Origin of the sequence: Myxacorys almedinensis A (assembly GCF_010091945.1) — a bacterium.
GTDB classification, from domain to species: Bacteria; Cyanobacteriota; Cyanobacteriia; order Leptolyngbyales; family Leptolyngbyaceae; genus Myxacorys; species Myxacorys almedinensis.
Genome location: NZ_WVIE01000007.1, coordinates 18,448 through 36,964 on the forward strand (window position 1 = coordinate 18,448; position 18,517 = coordinate 36,964).

Here is an 18,517-nt window from a genome sequence, read left to right on the forward strand (position 1 = left end):
TCTACAAAATAGGCTAAGGATTGTCACAACGACGTGATATTGGTATTAAAGAAGTCTATTTTCACTATCAGAAACCATCATTGGTGAGTTCTACCAATTGAGTGATGTTTTTACTGTTAGTGCCTCTTCCTCAACAGACAATGTCCTAAGCACTGTCTCGAAGGTCGAGGTTGCCATTATTGACTGTTGTGTTGTGAAATCCGTAACTGAGCCATATTTTAAGGAGAACCATGCTTAAAAGATGCCTTTGGCTTGCTGTAGCCACTGTCTTTTTTGCCTTTCAAGTTGTTGTACAAGGCGTAAACGCTGCTGAGTTAGATGCTAAGCTTCGGACTATTCCGGTCAACGATGCCGGAGATACTATGGTCTTGAGCCTCAAGCAGGTGAAAGAAGGAAAGCGCTTGTTCCAGTTTGCTTGCGCCCAGTGCCATGTAGGAGGTGCCACCAAAACTGATCCTAACGTAGGGCTTGACCCCGAAGCGCTTGACTTGGCGACCCCTCCTCGCAATAACATCGAAGCTTTGGTCGATTACATGAAAGACCCGACGAGTTACGATGGCTCTACCTCGATTGCAGAAGTGCATCCGAGCATCAAGAGCAAAGACACCTTCCCCGAAATGCGAAATCTCACAGACAAAGATCTCGTTGCGATCGCAGGACACATTCTGCTTCAGCCTAAGATCGTCGGTAAACAGTGGGGCGGTGGTAAAACCCAATTTAGTACTTGACTTGTCACTAAGGTATGTCTGCTGACCATTGCACCATGCTGATTTATAAAACTCTGCCCTGGCTTCCTGCTCTTTTGCTCCGTAGTTTAGCGATGTTTTGTTTCATCAGTGTGGGACTGGCACTGGTCAGTCGCCCAGCTTATGCTGCCGATGCATATGTTACTTATTACTTAAAAGTGACTGAACCCATTTCTCTAGCGCTTGATGCCCAAGGGCAGACGCGCCTATTTTCGGCAGAGGATATTTCTGAAGGAAAAAAACTTTTTGGATCAAGCTGTACAAATTGCCATGTCGGCGGGTCAACCTTACCTAACCCGCCGATTTCTTTGTCTCTAGACGCGCTCAACGGGGCAACGCCCCCCCGCAATACGGTCAGCGCACTGGTAGAGTATCTGCGCCATCCGATGAGCTATGACGGCACAGAAGACGAGATTTATTGTCGGGAAATTCCGGAAAGCTGGCTGTCGCAGCCTCAGGTGGAAAACCTCGCTGGGTTCATTCTGCGGGCAGCACAGGTTGCTCCAGGGTGGGGGACTGATCAATTTTAGGGGGAGGAGATCTCTAGGCTAAAATTCTCTTCGATGAACTACGACAGTCCGTAAAATAGAAGTACGACAGGCTGTAAAATAGAAGAGAGAATTTTAGAGAACTACTTGTTCTAGAGACTACTATGAAATCGATTTCTTCTGCAATTCGGGGACTGTCGCTAGCGTTCTGTGCTGTTATGTTGCTTGCAAGCAGCTTTTTCTGGGCTGCTTCTCCTGCGGCAGCAGAAACCTACTCTGTAAAAATGGGAACCCCAAAAGGGTTGGTGTTTGATCCGGCAGTTGTGACCATCAAGCCTGGCGATACGGTGAAATGGGAAGTCGGCAGTTTGCCTCCTCACAATGTTGTGTTTGACAATACAAAAGTCCCTGATGGTAATAAGGAGTTAGCGGCTAAGCTGTCTCATAAGGGCTTAGAAGGCGCTGGTAAGAGCTTTGAAGTGGTGTTTCCCGCCGACACTCCGGCCGGGGACTATTCTTACTACTGTTTGCCTCATCGCGGTGCTGGCATGGTGGGTAAGGTTGTTGTTCAATAGCTGGCTTTGGGTCTAAATTCAGCTTCAGCGTTCTCCTCTTTCGTTAGTGACCGAAACCTCCTTGTAGCGTCATAGAATGGTGATCTACCAAGATATGAAGTGGCTTTCGGTGCACGGCTGGAAGGGGAGAATTATTTTGCAAAGAGTTATGTTGGTGCGGTGCGGGGCGATGCTGGTGTTTATGTGCCTAGCGATCGCGCTCTTCGTCTTCCCTGGACATGATGCTGCTTTGGCGGACGACCGTACTGTTGGGCAACGCATCTTTAGTGCCAACTGCTCAGCCTGCCACATCGGGGGCACTAACGTAATCATTTCTCATAAGACGCTGAGAAAAGAAGCGCTGGAGAAATATGCCATGAATTCTATCGAGGCGATTAGCCATCAGGTGACAAACGGCAAAAACGCCATGCCTGCCTTTGGTGGGCGGTTGACAGACGCTGAGGTTGAGGCGGTTGCTCAGTATGTGCTTCAGCAAGCCGAATCGGGATGGTAGCTTTGATGGATAAAGCCCTCCAAGCAATCTTGGAGGGCTTTGGGTTATCGCCGGGTGCGATCGCGCTTTGGCAGGGGCAACTGATGCGATGAATGGAAATCTTCCTGAACCTTGTGAGTCAGGCGTCGGGAGACTTGCCGAACGATTTGGTTGAGGAGGCGATCGCCCGTGCGCTGAATCAACGCATCGGGCAATGCATGAATAAACTTGGGAAACTGGATAGATACCGTCAGATCTAGCTGCCACTGAATTCGGGTTGCTTGAGCCGTAGGGGAGGCACCACTGCTAAATTCGATGAGTTGCATGGCGGCTCGGAAGTCTACGTCATAGCCAGTCACGGCGTAACCGGGAACCGGCACAGTTTCGATCCGATAGACGCCTTTTTGCTGGGGTAAAAGGTTTAGTCCCACCTTGGGTTCGATGTCGTATCCAAACGCGCCAAAATGCCCAATAATCAGCGCGTAGCTATTGGTTCCAATCGATTCTACCTGCATTGGGTGGGCGCAACGGTGAAACCACTCAGAATGGGCATCGAGATAGGTGATGACGGTTTGGGCAGCAGCCCCCATCTCCATCTGATCTACAAAGTGGCTGCGAAACACAGTGGGGTGAGTTGCCGTAGGGTGCGTTTCTTCAACCGCTGGAGAGTCTGTCGCGATCGCTGGCAGGGCACTGTCGGCAGTTTGAGTAAATTGACGATTTGTCGGAACTTCGTAAAACGAGTTGGTGGGTGAGGACTGCATGCACTGTCTCTTAATGTTATGCCGTTGGTGTTGATCCAAGGTTCCCTGAGATATTTGGTGCTTCACGTCGAGCGATCGCGATCCTTGAAAGTTTATCTAATCTAAACCGAGTGGCACAGTTGTGCGGTGATTTCGGAGACGGTTTTTTCGTAGAGGGTAACCCTACCCGTAGAAATTGGTACAGCCTCGATTCTAACGGATCAATTCTAGAGGACTATTCCGTACTGTATCTTAAGGGCATCGGTGATTTGGCGCAACGCTGGCAAACAGCAGTTGAAATCGTTAATTTTTAGCAAAATTTCTTGACCTCATTCCTTCATCAGATGTCAAGTAGAACCGATCGCGCGACAACAGTAAGCAGACCTTTTTGAGTAAGAACATTTATGAAAGCATTTGTGGCAGGGGCAACCGGAGAAACAGGACGCCGTATCGTTCAGCAGTTGGTAGAGCGAGAGATTCCGGTGCGGGCATTGGTGCGAGATCTCGATTCTGCACGGGCAATCTTGCCCCCCCAGGTTGAACTCGTCGTGGGAGACGTGTCCAAGGTAGAGAGTTTAAAGAGCGCGATCGCTGACTCTACCCTTGTCTTTTGTGCGACGGGGGCACGTCCAAGTTTTGACCCGACGGGGCCGTATAAAGTGGATTATGAAGGGACGAAAAATCTGGTCGATGCGGCGAAGAACAAAGGGGTTGAGCAGTTTGTTTTTGTGTCGTCGCTTTGCACGTCTCAGTTTTTCCATCCCTTGAATCTGTTTTGGCTGATTTTGGTATGGAAAAAGCAAGCTGAGGAATATCTTCAGAACAGTGGGCTGACGTATACGATCGTGCGACCGGGCGGGTTGAAAAATGAAGACAACGACCATGCGATCGTGATGTCGTCCGCAGATACGCTCTCAGAAGGCAGCATTCCCCGCACAAAAGTGGCTCAAGTTTGTGTAGAGTCGGTGTTTGATCCAAATGCGCGTAACAAGATCGTTGAAATTGTGGCAACCCCAGAAGCCCCGCCGCAATCCCTTGAGACGTTGTTTGCCGGAGTCGCATAGCCAAACTTGGGCGCTACAAGAAGCGATCGAGGGCGGCTTTGAGTTCTTCAATTTCTCCTTCAATGTTGCCTTCTTTAGCCGCACGGGCGATGCACTGTGTGAGATGCTCATCCAAAATCATACGAGCGACCCGATCTAGCGCTCCTCGAACGGCGGCAATCTGCACCAACACATCGGGACAGGGCTGATCGTTTTGCACCATGGTTTTGATGCCGCGTACATGTCCTTCGATTCGCGATAGCCGATTGACTAACCGCCGGATAGATTCCTCGCTGTGGGTATGCAGATGAGCGCCATCCTGTGGATGAGCATGATCTGGGATAGGATCGAGTGCTTCTTGCTTGCCGGGAAGTTCAGAGGTTGCCATGAATCGCCTAAGAGAACTGCTTACAGTATGTCTGATCTTAGTGCATGGTAAAAAACGGTGCGGATCGGGGTGGGGAAATCTCTACCCGCCTCGAGATTATTTTTCTGCTTACGATAATAGGAATCTGGGTTCGCGAGCTTTTCCCGATTTTAAGCGCGAGTGAACTACTTTTGTCTAAGGCTTATGAATAACGTTATGCAACGCTCAAGATCGTCTAATCGTTTGGCTTACATTCAGGTAATTCTGCGGAACTTGGCAGCGGCGATCGCGGCGGCACCGTTGGCATTGGGTCTCGCGATCGCGCTGACCATCGGATGGATGCCCCTTGCCCATGCCGAACCCTTGGCGGAGACCCCTCAAGCGGCGGTGCCACGAGAGGTGACTCGCGGTAGCTTTGTTGCTCAAGCGGTAAAGCAGGTAGGTACGGCAGTAGTGCGGATCGATACAGAGCGGACGGTGACTCGTCGGGCGGCTCCAAATCCAATGTTCGATGATCCGTTCTTTCGCCAATTTTTTGGTCAGGATGTCTATCCTCAAGCACCGAGCGAACAGATTCTTCGGGGGCAAGGGTCGGGGTTTGTGATTGATCAAAGCGGCATGATTTTGACCAATTCCCACGTCGTAAATGGGGCGGATAAAGTAACGGTGACGCTAAAAGATGGACGGGTGTTTGAGGGGAAGGTACGCGGCTCGGATGATGTCAGTGATTTGGCGGTGGTCAAGATTAATGGCACCGATCTGCCGTTTGCGCCGTTGGCAGATTCTGATCAGGTGAGTGTTGGGGATTGGGCGATCGCGGTGGGCAATCCGCTTGGTCTAGACAACACGGTAACGCTGGGCATCGTTAGTACGCTGCATCGCTCTAGTGCTCAGATCGGGCTGATCGATAAGCGACTAGACTTTATTCAAACAGATGCGGCCATCAATCCCGGAAATTCGGGAGGCCCGTTGCTCAACGATCGCGGCGAAGTGATTGGCATTAATACGGCAATTCGGGCTGATGCGATGGGCATTGGGTTTGCCATTCCGATCAATAAGGCAAAGTCGATTAAAGATGCCTTAGCGCGCGGCGAAAAAATTCCTCATCCTTATCTTGGTGTGCAGATGACAACGCTCACGCCAGAGATTGCCAAGCAAAACAATGATGACCCCAACTCGGCATTTACCGTGCCAGAGATTGAGGGCGTGATTGTGGTGCGCGTGTTGCCTGATACGCCTGCTGCTAAAGCTGGAATTCGCCGGGGTGATGTGATCGTTCAAATTGATGGACAGGCGATCAGAACGGCAGATCAGTTACAAACAATCGTGGAAAATAGCCGTCTTGGGCAAACCTTAAAAGTTCAGGTGCGGCGCGGCGAGCAGACTCAGCAATTGGCAGTTAAAACGGCAGAGTTGCAGAACAAGGCGTAGCGCGATCGCAGGTGTGGTGTGCAGGATCGCCGCGATCGCGTTCCTGTCTGTTCGTGATTGGGTCGGTGGAACCGCGGTTCCACCTGTGCCAGCCTTCTGATCTACAGCATTAGATGGTGACGATTAAACGCGGTGAAAGCACCCTCCGTGTGACGCAAAATCTCATCTCGCTGCTCTCGTTAGCAAGATTGCGCCTGCCGATAGCCCTAGTATCGTTGGCAACCAAGCTGCGATCGTCGGGGTCAACAATTCCAACTGCCCCAACGAATCGCAAATAAACGACAGCAAATAGTACGTAAAAATAATCAAGATGCTGATCGCAAAGCTCGTGCCTTTACCTGCCCGTTGAGGACGAATACCCAGCGTTGCCCCCGTCAGCCCAAACACCAGGCACACAAACGGAAAAGCAAATTTTTGTTGAATCCGCAGATGCAGTTTACGAATCCGTCGTTCATCACCGCTCTGCTCTACGATTTTGAGATACTCCCGCACTTCTTCAATATTCATCTCTGCCGAATCGGGATTACGACTTGCCAAATCGAGTGGTGTTCGAGGAAGCTGAATTTGCTGCTGATCAAACCTGAGAATATTTCGATATGACCCGTCTGGAGCCACAATATAGATCGTGCCATCATAAAAATCCCATGTGCTCTGCTTGCCATTCCACACGGCTGACTCTGAAGTAATAATTTGATTCAACCCTTCCTGAGAAAAATCAAGCACTGTTAAGCCGCGCATCCGCTGTCCATCAAACGCCCGTGCATAGAACAGCCGTTGCAGCATCTGAACTTTTGTGCCATCCGGCTGCTTGACGTCTTTCATCTGCTCAAAGCGGATATTCCGTTCTTGGAACGTGGGTTTATCGGCTTTAAGCGCACTTTCGAGCGTAGTCGAGGCTTGGTATTTTGCCATAGGAACGATCGCTTCGTTAAACCCAAAGGTGAGCGCGGTCACGAGTAAGCTCAGCACGATTGCCGGAGCAATCAGCCGATAAACGCTAATTCCGGCGCTCCGCAAGGCGATCAGTTCGCTATCGGTCGAGAGGCGCGTGTATACCATCAGCGTTGAGAGCAGCGTTGCCATCGGAAACGACAAACTCACAAATTCGGGCAGTTGCAGCAAAAAGACTCGACTGGCGATTGCAAACGGCAACCCCAACTCCGTCATTTTCCGGATTAGATCAAACACCGAGCCAACCGACACCAAAATTGACGAAAATGCCGCCACCCCAAAGACAAACGGCCCCGCGAACTGCTTAGCAATGTAGCGATCGAGGACTGAGATGAGCGATCGCCGCACCGGACGAGCCTTAGGAAAGCTAGACATAGGCGAAATTGGAATGAACGAAGCGATCAGGGCTGAAAGTTATCACCGAGATAATATTGGCGAACTAAAGGATTATTGTAGAGTTCTTCGGTGTTGCCCGATGCGAGAATTTGCCCGTCGCGCATAATGTAGGCGCGATCGGTAATCGAGAGCGTCTCGCGGACATTGTGATCGGTGATCAAAATTCCCATCTTGCGATCGCGCAGATCGGCCACAATGTCTTGAATCTCGGCAACGGCGATCGGGTCTACCCCGGCAAAGGGTTCGTCGAGCAGCAAAAACTTTGGTCCTTCGATGCCTGCTGCTAACGCCCGCGCTAGTTCGGTGCGCCGCCGCTCTCCACCCGAAACCTGAATCCCCAGGGTGGTTGCCACCTTTTCCAGGCGAAATTCTTTGAGAAGATTATTTAAGCGATCGTTCCACTGCCATTGCGGAACTTTGGTTTGCTCAAGTACTAGCAGAATATTATCGCGAACGCTGAGATGCCGGAAAATGCTGGCTTCTTGGGCTAAGTAGCCAATACCCAGATGAGCACGCTGATTGATCGGTAGCTGAGTCACTTCCAAATTGTTCAGCCACACCTTGCCACTGTCGGGTTTCTCTAACCCCGTTGCAATATAAAAAGTCGTTGTTTTGCCTGCGCCGTTGGGTCCCAACAGCCCAACGACTTCTCCTTGCCCCACAGAGAGGCTGACACGGTTAACAATCGTCCTCGCGCCGTAGGACTTATGGATGTTTTCTAATACAATCCTCAAAAACCGACTCCTAAAACCTCTAAGTGTGCTGGAGAGGACGGACTAGCGATTTGGGGCAGGCGATGGAAATTCTGGCTGGGCACTAAATGGCGTTGGCGCAGGACGGGGAATCGCAGGTGTATTGGGAGTTGCAGGCACCGTGGGAGACGTGGGTGCTTCTGTAATCATGTAAATCGCTTCGACCTGTCTGTTAGTTTGGGGTAAGGCGAGAAACCGTCCCTCATCAACCAGGTAGGTAATTTGTTCTCCCCGTAGACTGTTGCCCTGCTGGAGCACATACACATCGCCACTGAGCACGATTCGCCGTTCGTTACTAAAGTATACGGCTTGGGCAGAGGTTGCCTGAATCTGCCGAGACGGATAGTTAATTTGTACATTTCCTTTGACGACGACGACCCCTGTTCTGGCGTTGGCTTCGGTGCTGTTCCCTCGAATGGTAAGCGGCTGTGCAGTTTGTGCGATCGCACTAGAACGGCTAGATGAAAAAACAAACGAGTTGCCCAGCACACCGACTGAGGCAGCTAAGCTGGCAGACAGGAAAAAGGTGCTAAAGGAGCGAATTGAGAAGCGGCGCATAGCAGAGGATCGCATATCGGTAAGAGGTGGGCTGAGCAGGAGTCGCAATGAACTCGAATATATCACTACAGACAGTTTAGACAATTCTAGGAAAGTCACGTCCTCAAGGTTGGCAGAGTTGAGCGAGATAAGGTCTCTGACGCAAGCGACGCGATGAAGTTTCACCCGTGCGGGGCAGGCTAAACGTCTACTTCATTCTTCTGAGATGGGTTTGGTCTTCTGGATGATCGGGGGGCAAAGCACGATCGCGCCCGGCGGTGCTGTTTGGGCAGAATCTTGGCTTAGCACGATGCGATCGACATTTTCTGCTCCCAGCGTCTGCAACTCCCCCAGTAAAACGGCGGCGGCATCCCGAAACTGCTCGACATCTATTCCACCATAGTTTGGCGGATAGGCTCGGAGCCGATGCACCCCTTCCCCCAGCAAAATGACTGCGCCCCGCCAGTTGTGGTTGCCCAAGTGGTAGAGCGCTACCGACACCTGCAAGATGCCCTGGTAAAACTTTTTCTCGACGATTTCAGCCTCGATCCAGATGGCTTCTAGCGTATCGTGGCACGCATAAAAGTTGCCTTGGTTAAATTGCTCGACTCCAAGCCAAAACTCGGCGGGTAGCGCTTCGGTCATGGTGGTTTCCACGGGTACATGCTTAAATTTAAGCTGATTTGTCTTGGTTCTCGACTGGCTTTAGAGAGACGTTGGGCGATCGTGTAGCTGATGGTGCAACGCTCGTTCTGGCTGCATCACGAGACCGGGTGGGGTAATCGGTTCTTTAGGAGGCGCGTTCCACAATAGCCAGCGACTTCCTGCCGGTAGGGTGTTGAGGCTCAAAGGATTCTGAGTCAGCCATACCACTGGGCTGGTGGGCAGATAGTCAGTCTGAGCGGCTTCGCCGGGTGCGATCGCGGCTAAGGTTTCTAATACGGTCTGCTCCCCTTCAATCACGCCGCTGCCTGCCGTCCACACTCGAACGTTGAGAGCCTGGCGGGTGGCATACCTATAGAGCGAGGCGGCAGCGATCACCGCCTGTTCAAACGCGTCTAGATCCCAGGAATTGGCGCTATCGAGGCAAAGCAAAATCTCCTGCCCGCTAGAGAAGGTTTCTAATTCTCGAACGCGCAGTTCTCCGTAGCGGGCACTGGTGCGCCAGTGAATCATGCGAGTAGCGTCGCCCCAGCGATAGGGTCTGAGCGATCGCGTTAAGCCCGTGGTCGCCGTGTGCGATCGCTGATGAAGATTGGCTTGTAGGCTGGGTTCGCGTCCAAGCTCGTCGATCAGGGGGCAGCGAGAGAGCGGTAGCACCGTGGGATAGACCGTTGCGATCGCGCCTACCTCAAACTCTTTCCGGCACCAAAATAGACCCAACGGAGCCGCCGTTTTGACCCGCACAGTGTACCAACGATAGAGTCCGCGTTTCGCAGCAGGCTGCTCATAGACCCAGTAATGGGTTCCGTGGGGCATCAAGGTTTCAACGACTCGCCGCCCAGGTTGACCTAATACCGAAGGCATCAAGTCTTCAACTTGCAGCAATTCTTTACGCTTGGGGGTTCCGTTTTGCACTAACACTTCGATAGTCAACGCATCGCCTGCACTCACAGGCAAAATCGGACGCCGGGAAAGCTGGATCTGGTGGAGCGTTTGTTTGGCAAGCCGCGCCGCGATCGCCAGCAGCGAAAAAATGACCCCACTGATGACGTAAAGCCAACCCGCCATTGTGTTGGTAGCAGCCAAAAAGAAAAAGCAGGCTAATCCGCTTAAAAGCCAGCCGCTAAACGATGGGGCAACCCACCGAGTTTCAAGCCACGAGAAAATACGAGTGTTCATACGGCAGGATTGCTTCAAATCATGAAGGCTTTGCAAAGGCACGTTGTCGATTCATCGTTCCCATCTGCGAGCCGCAAATATACGGGGAAGCTAGTGAAATACAGGCTACATACCTCTCCTACGTAAGGCAGCAAGATTGATCCATTCGCCCTTTTGCAAACCCGGCGAATTTAAGGAATTCACAAACTTTTCTGAAACTGATGACCCCGGCACATTAACTCGTTAGAATTGCGGATACGGTTGTAAAACCTTAGACAAAAAAGTAAGCGAATCTACCCACAGCCTCCCAATCTGCGCCCCCAGAGTCTGCGCCCCCAGATGTCACTGATTTGCTCCAGAGCTTATTGAAACGAATTCAGCTTTAGTGACTATGACAAACATTACTCCTTTTGACAACGCTGCAAAACAGGATATGCCCCATCAGGGCACTGTTCGCCGCCCCTCTGAACCCAGCAGTGCGCCACCGCCACCCCCCCCCACAATGGCAATGCGGACTAAGCAAGCCCTTCCTGCAACGGTACAGCAGATGGTAAAGGCGGCTCATGCCAAGCGTGCCTCCGATATTCACATTCGGGTCGGCGAGTCTCCTCGACTGCGGATTCGAGGGCAGATGATTCAGATGAACGACGCGGCGATCGTCACCCCAGAATTATTTGAGCACTATCTCGCTGAAACCCTCACCCCAGAACAGCGAAACCGCTTTGCCACCGAGAAAGAGCTAGATACAGCAATTTACTATCCAGGGTTTTTGCGGTGTCGGGTAAATTGTTTTGAGAGTTTGACGGGCGGTGCAATGGTGCTGCGGCTGATTTCGCTGGCTGTGCCCTCGATCGATGAACTTGGCTTGCCCTCTGTGCTCAAACATTTGGTGAGCCATCAGCAAGGGTTGATTTTGGTGACTGGACCGACGGGTTCAGGAAAATCTACCTCGATCGCAGCCATGATTCGGGAACTCAACGAGTCTCAACATCGGCACATCGTTACGATCGAAGACCCGATTGAATATGTCCACACGTCTAAGCACTGTCTGATCAGCCAACGGGAAGTGGGGCTGCATACCCACGAGTTTCATGGGGCGCTCAGATCGGCGTTGCGAGAAGACCCAGATGTGATTTTGATTGGGGAAATGCGCGATCGCATCACGGTAGATATTGCCCTGAAAGCGGCTCAAACCGGGCATTTGGTCTTGGGGACGCTGCACACCAAGAGCGCCATCAGCACGCTAAATCGCCTGCTCAACATCTACAATCCTGATGAACAACCCACAATGCGAGTTCAGATCCTGGAATCGCTAGTCTCTGTGGTTTCTCAGCAGTTGCTTCCCACCACCGATGGACGCCGAACGGCGGTTCACGAAATCTTGATCAACACGCCTGCGATGCAAGATTATCTGCTCAAAGGCGAAGACACAGATGCCGTCCAACTCATGGAAATGGGCGAAAATGAAGGAATGCAGGTGATGAACCAGGCGCTTTGCGAACTGATTTTGCTAGGCAGAATCAGCCCTGATGATGCGGTGAACGCCTCTCCGGACGTCGGGGATTTGCGTCGTCGGGTGCGAAATGAGGGGTATGATCCGGGGCGCTCGTCTCACCGGGAATTTGACCCGATCGCCCGGTCTTACCATCCTGCCTAACGCAAGCCCTAACTCGCTGTTTAGCTCCAGCATCGGTAGATCTATCCAGCCTCTACCGACCTTGCCTCACCGAACGTTGGGTGCGATCCGACCATCCCTCACCATTGCCCGATAGACCAAGGCGGCGGCATCTGCCCGGGTCGAAATTCGGGTTGGGTCAAGTTGTTGAGGCGACGGATAATTTGTCACGATTCCAGATTCAACGGCGGCGGCAACTTTCCCTTGCGCCCACTTTGGAATCTCGTTTGCATCCTCAAATCGTGCCAAAATTTGCTCGGGTTGAGCGGGCGGCTCTAGGCTCAACCCGGTAGCTAGGGCTGACTGAAGCTGAAGAATCGGAATTTCTTGATTGGGTTGAAAAACCCCACCCGGATAGCCGTTCATAAATCCGGTTTGTACCGATTCATCGATCGCACTTTTTGCCCAATAATCCGATTCCAAATCCCGGAATGGCAAGAGGTCTTGAGTTTTTGGCTTGTCAAATGCCTTGCTTAAAATTCCGGCAAATTCAGCACGAGTCACTGGCTTATTCGGCTGAAATGTCCCGTTTGTGAAGCCGTTGATTACATTTCGGCGGGCTAATTCTGCGATGTAGGCGGCTGCCCAATAGTCGGCAGGCACATCTGAAAAGCCTGTTGGTAAACTGGCATTCGGCACGGGGAGTGGAAGGGGAGCAACCGAGGGGGCAGGGGTGAGAGTTGGCAGGGGTGACGGCGCGATCGCAGACGGCGGCACGATCGGCACGACCGGAATTTGGCTCTGAACTCCTACCTGTGGGCTGACAGGCGCAAAGATACCACCACCTGTAGATGGGACGGGTGCAACCGTAGAGAAGGGTTGCGGGGCAGTGGGTATTCCTAGCCCGGCTGTGGGCGACGGCGGCACTGTGGCAGGAACTTGAGATGGGGTTGATGGAAGCACCGAGCGGGACAGCGTGCCAAAATCGAAGGCTTGATCGGTTTGGGTAAGTGCCCAGGCAAAGATGCTGCCGATGCTGAGAAACGCCACAACCATTGCAATCAATTCATCTGCTGTCAGTCGGCGGCGTTCTGAAGCAGGGGAGAGGGGATCGTCGCGGCGGGGATCTGGAGAAGAAGTCATGTCAGAGACAAGCTCTCATAGGGATTTATTCCTCCAAATCCTAAAGCAAATCGATCTAAAACAACAGAGACATTAGAAAGAGTTGAGAGATTTTGTGATGTTTCTGGGCCGATCGACTTCAATATTACGCGCGATCGCAAGGTGATATGCCAAAAGTTGCAGAGGAATCACGGTCAGAAACGGTGACAAAAGCTGATCACACAACGGCAGCGCGATCGCGGCTTCAGAACCGCCAATGGCAATCACATCGCTACCATTGCGACGAATTCTTTGAGTAACCTTGAGCATCTGATCTCCCCCCTCTGACGGCGGGTTTTCTAGAGAAGGGTCTGACCGAAACGGTGGAGTAGGACAGAGCGCGATCGTTGGAATTGTGTGATCTAACAGCGCGATTGAACCGTGTAAAAATTCTCCTGCTGCATACCCTTCGGCATGGGTATAGGTTGTTTCTTTTAACTTCAGTGCCCCTTCTAGCGCGATCGGATAGTTGATTCCGGTTCCCAAAAGAATGATGTGGTTGGTGTGTTTTAGAGACCGCGCGATCGCGGCAATGGAATCGTCTTGCTGCAACACCTGATCTACCTGCGAGGGCAGTGCTGCCATGCGAGATTGCCAAGTTACCCACTGCTCATCGGGGATGCGATCGCGCTGCCGCCCCCACGCCAACGCCAAACCATAGAACAACACTAGCTGCGCCGTAAAGGTTTTGGTTGCCGCAACGCTGTTCTCAACGCCAGCCCCAACCGACCGTTCATAGTCGGCTTGCTGTGCGATCGCGCTATGGGAATTGTTGGTAATAGCGAAAACCTTGAACCCTGCCAGACCCGAACTGGACTGTTGGTTTGCCAGCCTCATAGCGGCTAAAACATCGGCAGTCTCGCCCGACTGGCTCACCACAATCAGCAACGTCTGGCGGGTTACGGGCAAGGGCGCAGCGAGAAATTCTGACGCCGATCTCACCCGGGTTGGAATTTGGGCGACTTGTTCCAGCACAAACTGCCCCACTAGCGCCGCGTGCAGACTGGTTCCACAGGCAAGAATCTGAATTTCTTCAAAGCAATTTGCCTCTGGCAGAGCGTGAAAGGATGGGGCAGAAGAACCCAAACTAGCAACATATTGGGCGACCCCTCGACCGATGCTCTCCGGCTGCTCGTAGATTTCCTTGAGCATAAAATGCTGAAACTCTCTCTGTAGAGCCATCTGGTTGTCCTTTACTGGCTTCGTCATTGGTTTGATCGAGGGTTTGGTATCTAGACCGCGCAAACCGATCCTGAGTAGGCTGATACCAAGCGTATTTGCCAATCAGGTCACCTCAATTTTCAGTGATCTTTCAATGGTTTGCCATGAATTCAGTTTTAGCTAATGCCAACCTAGATTCTGTCTTTCTCAAAACGATACAAGCTACAACCCCGCCAATTTTGTTTGGGGCATCCCGAATCTACTCGGTCAGCTAGACCGTACAAGATTATGAAGACCTGATTCAAAAATCCAAGAATCAGCTTTAAAAAACGAGTTAACTGAAATTTGGTTTGCTGGCGTGCATCAGCGTTTCTTGATTATTCTTCGTTAAAAAGCCCGGATCTTCTTGTTACTGTGGGAAATGTTACCAAGGTCACTGAAACGACGAGACTGCTTTTCTGCTAAGACGGTCTTTCTGCTAAGACTACTCTGCTAATACTATAAAGTGAGACATAACCTTTTGTTAAGGTCTGCTCACCCCCATGTTTTTCGCCCCTATTTTTCGCCCCTATATTATGTGGGTGCGTCCTCAACGGCTTTTACTAAGAATGACCCTCACTCCGTCTCCTACTTCTATTCGCTACTCGCAACCCACGATCGATAGGGCTGCTCGTGCCGTTCGGTGTGCGCCATTTCGGCTAAAGCTGTATGCAGAAATGATCACTCAGAGCGTGTCGTTGGGAGCGATTAGCGTAGACTCTGGGGGAGGCGCAGGTTTATCGAGCGCTCGACACCAATATGCGACCCGCCCGCTTTCCGAGCTTGCCGCCGAAGCCGAACTTGTTTGGCTGATCCAGGTGGGTCTGCTACGGCGCGAAGTAGACGGGCAAGGGCTGACCGACAGTTTCCGCCTGACTCCCCTTGGTCGGCAGCTTGTGCATAGGTGGCAAGCCGAAGGCAGAGTAGATTTTCGACCCAGTTTTAGCGATCGCTTCTACAATGCAGTGAGTCGCTGGATCAGGTTGCCGTTTTAAGGGGGGAGATCTTCGCCCCGCTTTCTAGGGAAAACTGGGAGATTTTTCGAGATTGATCAGCAATTCCATCCTCGCTCCGACGTTTTATCCCCAAATGCTCAGGTTGCCCCGGAGGTTCTTGAATGAAAGCCATCATGGTTGTGGGAACAACATCCCACGCTGGAAAATCCCTGATTACCGCCGCTTTGTGCCGCATTTTGGCACGAAAAGGATTTCGCGTGGCTCCGTTTAAGGGGCAAAACATGGCGCTCAATTCCTATGTCACAGCCAATGGTGGCGAGATTGGTTACGCGCAGGCGGTACAGGCGTGGGCAGCCGGAATTCCGCCTTGGGTGGAGATGAATCCGATTTTGCTCAAGCCTCAAGGGGACATGACCTCGCAAGTGATTTTGAAAGGGCGGGTAGTGGGTCGCTGTGGTGCTGCCGAATATTATGAGCAGTTTTTTGAGGCTGGATGGCAAGCGATCGAAGATTCGCTGCGGCGGTTGGGCGAAGAGTTTGATTTTTTGGTGTGCGAAGGAGCCGGAAGCCCTGCTGAAATTAATCTCAAGCATCGCGACTTGACCAATATGCGAGTGGCAAAGCATTTGAATGCGCCCACGATTTTGGTGGCAGACATTGAGCGGGGTGGCGTGTTTGCTCACATTGTTGGCACGTTAGATTTGCTTGATGCTGATGAGCGATCGCTGATCAAGGGCATCGTTATCAACAAATTTCGGGGGCAGCGATCGCTGCTGCAATCGGGGATCGAGTGGCTCGAAGCCCGGACGGGAATTCCTGTCATTGGCGTGATTCCCTGGCTCGATCAATCCTTTCCGGCAGAAGATTCTCTCAGCCTGCTCGATCGCGGCACCACCGATAGTAAAAAGAGCGACTTAACGATCGGGGTGGTGCGCTTGCCGCGCATTTCCAACTTTACTGACTTCGATCCGCTCGAAGCAGAACCCTCGGTGAACGTGAAGTATCTCCATCCCAAACAGGCGTTAGGGCATCCTGATGCGGTGATTTTGCCCGGCTCGAAAACAACGATCGCTGATCTGATCGTGCTGCACAAAACCGGCATGGCAGACGAAATTCAAAACTACGTCGCCGCAGGCGGAACCGTGCTTGGCATTTGCGGTGGCTATCAGATGCTCGGCAAAATTTTGGCTGACCCTGAAGGCATCGAAGGGCACGAAGGGCGCTATCGCGGTTTGGGTTTACTGCCACTCAAAACCGTGATTGCAGGACAGAAGATTGCCCGCCAGCGCAGCGTTACCTCTAATTTTCCTCAAGAAGGGTTGCCGGTTGCTGGCTACGAAATCCATCAAGGGCGGACGCGACTGATCGAAGCGGAAGGCGGCATTCAAGCGTTATTCGACGATTCTAACCTGGGCGTGGTCGATGATTCTCACTCGGTTTGGGGAACCTATCTCCACGGCATTTTTGATAATGGTCCGTGGCGGCGGGCATGGCTAAATCGGTTGCGGCAGCAGCGGGGTCTCAAGTCTCTGCCAACCGGGGTTGCTAACTACCGCGAGCAGCGAGAACTGATGCTAGATCAATTAGCAGATGCGATCGCGCCTCACCTAGATCTCAAAGCCGTGTTGCCTCAGTAAGCCTATCTGTAAACCAATTTCGCCCAAAAAACATCTGCCCAAAACACAAGCGCATCAGCAATCCCAAATGTGCCCTTACCGCTTACAGCTTCCGTGCAGCACAGACCTGTTTGTCCTTTGCTTCTAGACTAAACTTAGGGAGACGGGCAGTCTGTCGCGTTTAGATATTTCTTTAAAATTTCGTCATGAGCGTTAGCATTCGATTCTTGCCAGATGATGTGGTTGTGGCGGCCGAGGTCGGAGAACCGTTGCTTCAGGTGGCAGACCGGGCAGGGGTTTCGATTCCCACGGGGTGCTTGATGGGATCTTGTCATGCTTGTGAGGTTGAGATCGATGGTGAAGCGTCGGTGTGTAGCTGTATTTCCTCGGTACCGCCGGGACGAGACAAACTAACGGTTAATCTTTTTTTCGACCCCACTTGGTAGAGCCGACTTACAATCGTGGCTTAACTAAACCCTGGATGTGCCCTCGTCCCTGATCCGTCTCTTGTGGGCAGAGGGCAATCTCCAGGGCTAGCAACGCTCACTCACCCGTCTTACGGCAGTCTCAGGGGGATATTTTTAAGGGTCTGTTCTCCCGTCAACCGCACAAACGGTCTTCCAGAAACATTGGCAAGAGTCACTCCAGCCGTAGCAGGAGAGCACACTCTCGGTGTCGTCACTCTGATGCCATCGACATTCCAGTTGTCGTAAGACTCAAAGACATTTCTGGGAGCGCCATCGTGTTCTAGGGTGAAGGTCGCTAAGTCACTGAGCCGTGTTTCTGATGGCAGAGGCAGCGTGACCGTACGCGAGGAATTATTGCCCCAGCCTCTTCCTGCATTGAGGTTCACCTTGGGCAAGGTTGTGCCATTGCGAAGGCGAATCGTGCCGTAAGCAACCGCTCCTCCCCGCAGGTCATCACCGCCTGTATTGATCCTAACTTGTAGCGCGGAAGCAGAGGTTCCAGCAACTGAAGGGGGAGTGCTGAAGGGAGTTGTGTAAAAGGTGCGTTCTCCTGTTAGGCGAACGAGCGGTCGCCCTGTCCGGCTGATCAGTTGTGCCCCACCAGAGCAACGACCAGGAGTGGAAGGCGTCGCGATTTTGACAGCATCTACGTTCCAATTGTTATAAGTCTCACCGATATTTCTGGGAGCGCCATCTTGTTCCAGGGTAAATAAAGCGGAGTTTAAATCAGCTAATCGTGTTCCTGGCGGGAGGGGAAGTGAAACCGTATTGGTGGAACCGTTGCGCCATTGTCTGCCGCCATTTAGGATAATTTTTGGCAAGGTTGTGCCATTGCGAAGGCGGATCGTGCCGTAGGCAACCGCTCCACCCCGGAGATCATCGCCGCCCGTTTTAATGGTGGCTTGCACCGAGCGGACTTCTGAGGAAGGATTGACCTGCGCGATCGCACGAAGCGGCACCGAGGCTAACAGCGGCAATAGCAATAAAGGCAAGGCTTGTAACTTGATCATGAGAGTTCTCCTAAGGTGAGAAAGGGTGCTGCGATTGTGGCGATATCTAACAGTCGTGATGTCTAACAGTCGTGATGTCTAACAACCGCTACTTCTAACAACGGAGAACCGAGAGAAACTATTCCGAAATTGGTGAAAAGATTTTGTGGATCTAGACACCGCTCGTTGAG

General features: G+C 52.0%; 20 protein-coding genes. 10 read left to right on the plus strand and 10 right to left on the minus strand.

What is annotated here, in order from left to right; translation table 11 throughout:
* Nucleotides 1-230 precede the first annotated feature (230 nt).
* The 4 genes from psbV to petJ all read left to right on the plus strand — a co-directional run bounded on the left by psbV (nucleotide 231) and on the right by petJ (nucleotide 2,302).
* Nucleotides 231-728, plus strand: a complete 498-nt coding sequence (gene psbV / locus GS601_RS07435; RefSeq protein WP_162422644.1) for a photosystem II cytochrome c-550 — start codon at nucleotides 231-233, stop codon at nucleotides 726-728.
* Between the two features lie 35 nt (nucleotides 729-763).
* On the plus strand, nucleotides 764-1,276 hold the full coding sequence (psbV2, locus tag GS601_RS07440) for a photosystem II cytochrome PsbV2 (RefSeq protein ID WP_162422645.1): 513 nt from the start codon (nucleotides 764-766) through the stop codon (nucleotides 1,274-1,276).
* A 122-nt stretch (nucleotides 1,277-1,398) separates the two neighbouring features.
* The gene (gene petE, locus GS601_RS07445) at nucleotides 1,399-1,809 is read left to right on the plus strand and encodes a plastocyanin (RefSeq protein WP_162422646.1); all 411 of its coding nucleotides are present in this window, start codon (nucleotides 1,399-1,401) and stop codon (nucleotides 1,807-1,809) included.
* Nucleotides 1,810-1,885: 76 nt separating this feature from the next.
* Nucleotides 1,886-2,302 carry a cytochrome c6 PetJ gene (gene petJ, locus GS601_RS07450; protein WP_274381958.1) on the plus strand — a complete coding sequence of 139 codons (417 nt, stop codon included), beginning with the start codon at nucleotides 1,886-1,888 and terminating at the stop codon, nucleotides 2,300-2,302.
* Between the two features lie 44 nt (nucleotides 2,303-2,346).
* On the opposite strand, the gene GS601_RS07455 is transcribed toward petJ, so the two are convergent.
* Nucleotides 2,347-3,045 (minus strand): DUF1997 domain-containing protein, encoded by a 699-nt coding sequence (locus GS601_RS07455; RefSeq protein WP_162422647.1) that lies wholly within the window; start codon nucleotides 3,043-3,045, stop codon nucleotides 2,347-2,349.
* Nucleotides 3,046-3,428: 383 nt separating this feature from the next.
* Between GS601_RS07455 and GS601_RS07460 the strand changes: the two genes are divergently transcribed.
* On the plus strand, nucleotides 3,429-4,088 hold the full coding sequence (locus tag GS601_RS07460; protein ID WP_162422648.1) for an NAD(P)H-binding protein: 660 nt from the start codon (nucleotides 3,429-3,431) through the stop codon (nucleotides 4,086-4,088).
* A 13-nt stretch (nucleotides 4,089-4,101) separates the two neighbouring features.
* Here the strand turns inward: GS601_RS07460 and GS601_RS07465 are convergent, their stop codons facing one another.
* Nucleotides 4,102-4,455 carry a metal-sensing transcriptional repressor gene (locus GS601_RS07465; protein ID WP_162422649.1) on the minus strand — a complete coding sequence of 118 codons (354 nt, stop codon included), beginning with the start codon at nucleotides 4,453-4,455 and terminating at the stop codon, nucleotides 4,102-4,104.
* Between the two features lie 195 nt (nucleotides 4,456-4,650).
* Between GS601_RS07465 and GS601_RS07470 the strand changes: the two genes are divergently transcribed.
* Nucleotides 4,651-5,865 (plus strand): HhoA/HhoB/HtrA family serine endopeptidase, encoded by a 1,215-nt coding sequence (locus tag GS601_RS07470; RefSeq protein WP_162422650.1) that lies wholly within the window; start codon nucleotides 4,651-4,653, stop codon nucleotides 5,863-5,865.
* Nucleotides 5,866-6,027: 162 nt separating this feature from the next.
* Here GS601_RS07470 and GS601_RS07475 read toward each other — a convergent pair whose 3' ends face one another.
* From GS601_RS07475 to GS601_RS07495, 5 genes are all read right to left on the minus strand, one after another.
* The gene (locus GS601_RS07475; RefSeq protein WP_162422651.1) at nucleotides 6,028-7,191 is read right to left on the minus strand and encodes an LptF/LptG family permease; all 1,164 of its coding nucleotides are present in this window, start codon (nucleotides 7,189-7,191) and stop codon (nucleotides 6,028-6,030) included.
* A 26-nt stretch (nucleotides 7,192-7,217) separates the two neighbouring features.
* On the minus strand, nucleotides 7,218-7,946 hold the full coding sequence (gene lptB, locus GS601_RS07480) for an LPS export ABC transporter ATP-binding protein (RefSeq protein ID WP_162422652.1): 729 nt from the start codon (nucleotides 7,944-7,946) through the stop codon (nucleotides 7,218-7,220).
* 42 nt (nucleotides 7,947-7,988) lie between these two features.
* Nucleotides 7,989-8,537, minus strand: coding sequence for an LptA/OstA family protein (locus GS601_RS07485; RefSeq protein ID WP_238393140.1), 549 nt, complete (start codon nucleotides 8,535-8,537; stop codon nucleotides 7,989-7,991).
* A gap of 177 nt (nucleotides 8,538-8,714) precedes the next feature.
* Nucleotides 8,715-9,146 carry a DUF309 domain-containing protein gene (locus GS601_RS07490; RefSeq protein ID WP_162422653.1) on the minus strand — a complete coding sequence of 144 codons (432 nt, stop codon included), beginning with the start codon at nucleotides 9,144-9,146 and terminating at the stop codon, nucleotides 8,715-8,717.
* A gap of 60 nt (nucleotides 9,147-9,206) precedes the next feature.
* Nucleotides 9,207-10,343 carry a DUF58 domain-containing protein gene (locus GS601_RS07495; RefSeq protein ID WP_162422654.1) on the minus strand — a complete coding sequence of 379 codons (1,137 nt, stop codon included), beginning with the start codon at nucleotides 10,341-10,343 and terminating at the stop codon, nucleotides 9,207-9,209.
* 370 nt (nucleotides 10,344-10,713) lie between these two features.
* On the opposite strand from GS601_RS07495, the gene GS601_RS07500 reads away from it, so the two are divergent.
* Complete coding sequence (locus GS601_RS07500) at nucleotides 10,714-11,979, plus strand: type IV pilus twitching motility protein PilT (RefSeq protein ID WP_162422655.1); 1,266 nt, start codon at nucleotides 10,714-10,716, stop codon at nucleotides 11,977-11,979.
* Between the two features lie 66 nt (nucleotides 11,980-12,045).
* Here the strand turns inward: GS601_RS07500 and GS601_RS07505 are convergent, their stop codons facing one another.
* The gene (locus GS601_RS07505; protein ID WP_162422656.1) at nucleotides 12,046-13,080 is read right to left on the minus strand and encodes an S-layer homology domain-containing protein; all 1,035 of its coding nucleotides are present in this window, start codon (nucleotides 13,078-13,080) and stop codon (nucleotides 12,046-12,048) included.
* A gap of 72 nt (nucleotides 13,081-13,152) precedes the next feature.
* Entirely contained in the window at nucleotides 13,153-14,280 is a 1,128-nt protein-coding gene (locus GS601_RS07510; protein WP_162422657.1) for an SIS domain-containing protein, read from the minus strand.
* Between the two features lie 521 nt (nucleotides 14,281-14,801).
* On the opposite strand from GS601_RS07510, the gene GS601_RS07515 reads away from it, so the two are divergent.
* The 3 genes from GS601_RS07515 (at nucleotide 14,802) to GS601_RS07525 (ending at nucleotide 17,316) form a co-directional block, all read left to right on the plus strand.
* Nucleotides 14,802-15,293 carry an Npun_F0494 family protein gene (locus tag GS601_RS07515; protein ID WP_238393141.1) on the plus strand — a complete coding sequence of 164 codons (492 nt, stop codon included), beginning with the start codon at nucleotides 14,802-14,804 and terminating at the stop codon, nucleotides 15,291-15,293.
* 122 nt (nucleotides 15,294-15,415) lie between these two features.
* A complete protein-coding gene (gene cobQ, locus GS601_RS07520) occupies nucleotides 15,416-16,891 on the plus strand; it encodes a cobyric acid synthase CobQ (protein WP_162422658.1) in 1,476 nt (491 codons plus the stop codon).
* Between the two features lie 185 nt (nucleotides 16,892-17,076).
* Nucleotides 17,077-17,316, plus strand: a complete 240-nt coding sequence (locus GS601_RS07525; RefSeq protein WP_162422659.1) for a 2Fe-2S iron-sulfur cluster-binding protein — start codon at nucleotides 17,077-17,079, stop codon at nucleotides 17,314-17,316.
* 110 nt (nucleotides 17,317-17,426) lie between these two features.
* Here the strand turns inward: GS601_RS07525 and GS601_RS07530 are convergent, their stop codons facing one another.
* Nucleotides 17,427-18,347 carry a hypothetical protein gene (locus GS601_RS07530; RefSeq protein WP_162422660.1) on the minus strand — a complete coding sequence of 307 codons (921 nt, stop codon included), beginning with the start codon at nucleotides 18,345-18,347 and terminating at the stop codon, nucleotides 17,427-17,429.
* Between the last annotated feature and the right edge of the window lie 170 nt (nucleotides 18,348-18,517).

Coding starts and splice junctions, on each gene's coding strand:
- psbV (WP_162422644.1), top strand. CDS start 231: ATGCTTAAAAGATGCCTTTGGCTTGCTGTAGCCACTGTCTTTTTTGCC.
- psbV2 (WP_162422645.1), top strand. CDS start 764: ATGCTGATTTATAAAACTCTGCCCTGGCTTCCTGCTCTTTTGCTCCGT.
- petE (WP_162422646.1), top strand. CDS start 1,399: ATGAAATCGATTTCTTCTGCAATTCGGGGACTGTCGCTAGCGTTCTGT.
- petJ (WP_274381958.1), top strand. CDS start 1,886: ATGGTGATCTACCAAGATATGAAGTGGCTTTCGGTGCACGGCTGGAAG.
- GS601_RS07455 (WP_162422647.1), bottom strand. CDS start 3,045: ATGCAGTCCTCACCCACCAACTCGTTTTACGAAGTTCCGACAAATCGT.
- GS601_RS07460 (WP_162422648.1), top strand. CDS start 3,429: ATGAAAGCATTTGTGGCAGGGGCAACCGGAGAAACAGGACGCCGTATC.
- GS601_RS07465 (WP_162422649.1), bottom strand. CDS start 4,455: ATGGCAACCTCTGAACTTCCCGGCAAGCAAGAAGCACTCGATCCTATC.
- GS601_RS07470 (WP_162422650.1), top strand. CDS start 4,651: ATGCAACGCTCAAGATCGTCTAATCGTTTGGCTTACATTCAGGTAATT.
- GS601_RS07475 (WP_162422651.1), bottom strand. CDS start 7,191: ATGTCTAGCTTTCCTAAGGCTCGTCCGGTGCGGCGATCGCTCATCTCA.
- GS601_RS07485 (WP_238393140.1), bottom strand. CDS start 8,537: ATGCGATCCTCTGCTATGCGCCGCTTCTCAATTCGCTCCTTTAGCACC.
- GS601_RS07490 (WP_162422653.1), bottom strand. CDS start 9,146: ATGACCGAAGCGCTACCCGCCGAGTTTTGGCTTGGAGTCGAGCAATTT.
- GS601_RS07495 (WP_162422654.1), bottom strand. CDS start 10,343: ATGAACACTCGTATTTTCTCGTGGCTTGAAACTCGGTGGGTTGCCCCA.
- GS601_RS07500 (WP_162422655.1), top strand. CDS start 10,714: ATGACAAACATTACTCCTTTTGACAACGCTGCAAAACAGGATATGCCC.
- GS601_RS07505 (WP_162422656.1), bottom strand. CDS start 13,080: ATGACTTCTTCTCCAGATCCCCGCCGCGACGATCCCCTCTCCCCTGCT.
- GS601_RS07510 (WP_162422657.1), bottom strand. CDS start 14,280: ATGGCTCTACAGAGAGAGTTTCAGCATTTTATGCTCAAGGAAATCTAC.
- GS601_RS07515 (WP_238393141.1), top strand. CDS start 14,802: ATGTTTTTCGCCCCTATTTTTCGCCCCTATATTATGTGGGTGCGTCCT.
- cobQ (WP_162422658.1), top strand. CDS start 15,416: ATGAAAGCCATCATGGTTGTGGGAACAACATCCCACGCTGGAAAATCC.
- GS601_RS07525 (WP_162422659.1), top strand. CDS start 17,077: ATGAGCGTTAGCATTCGATTCTTGCCAGATGATGTGGTTGTGGCGGCC.
- GS601_RS07530 (WP_162422660.1), bottom strand. CDS start 18,347: ATGATCAAGTTACAAGCCTTGCCTTTATTGCTATTGCCGCTGTTAGCC.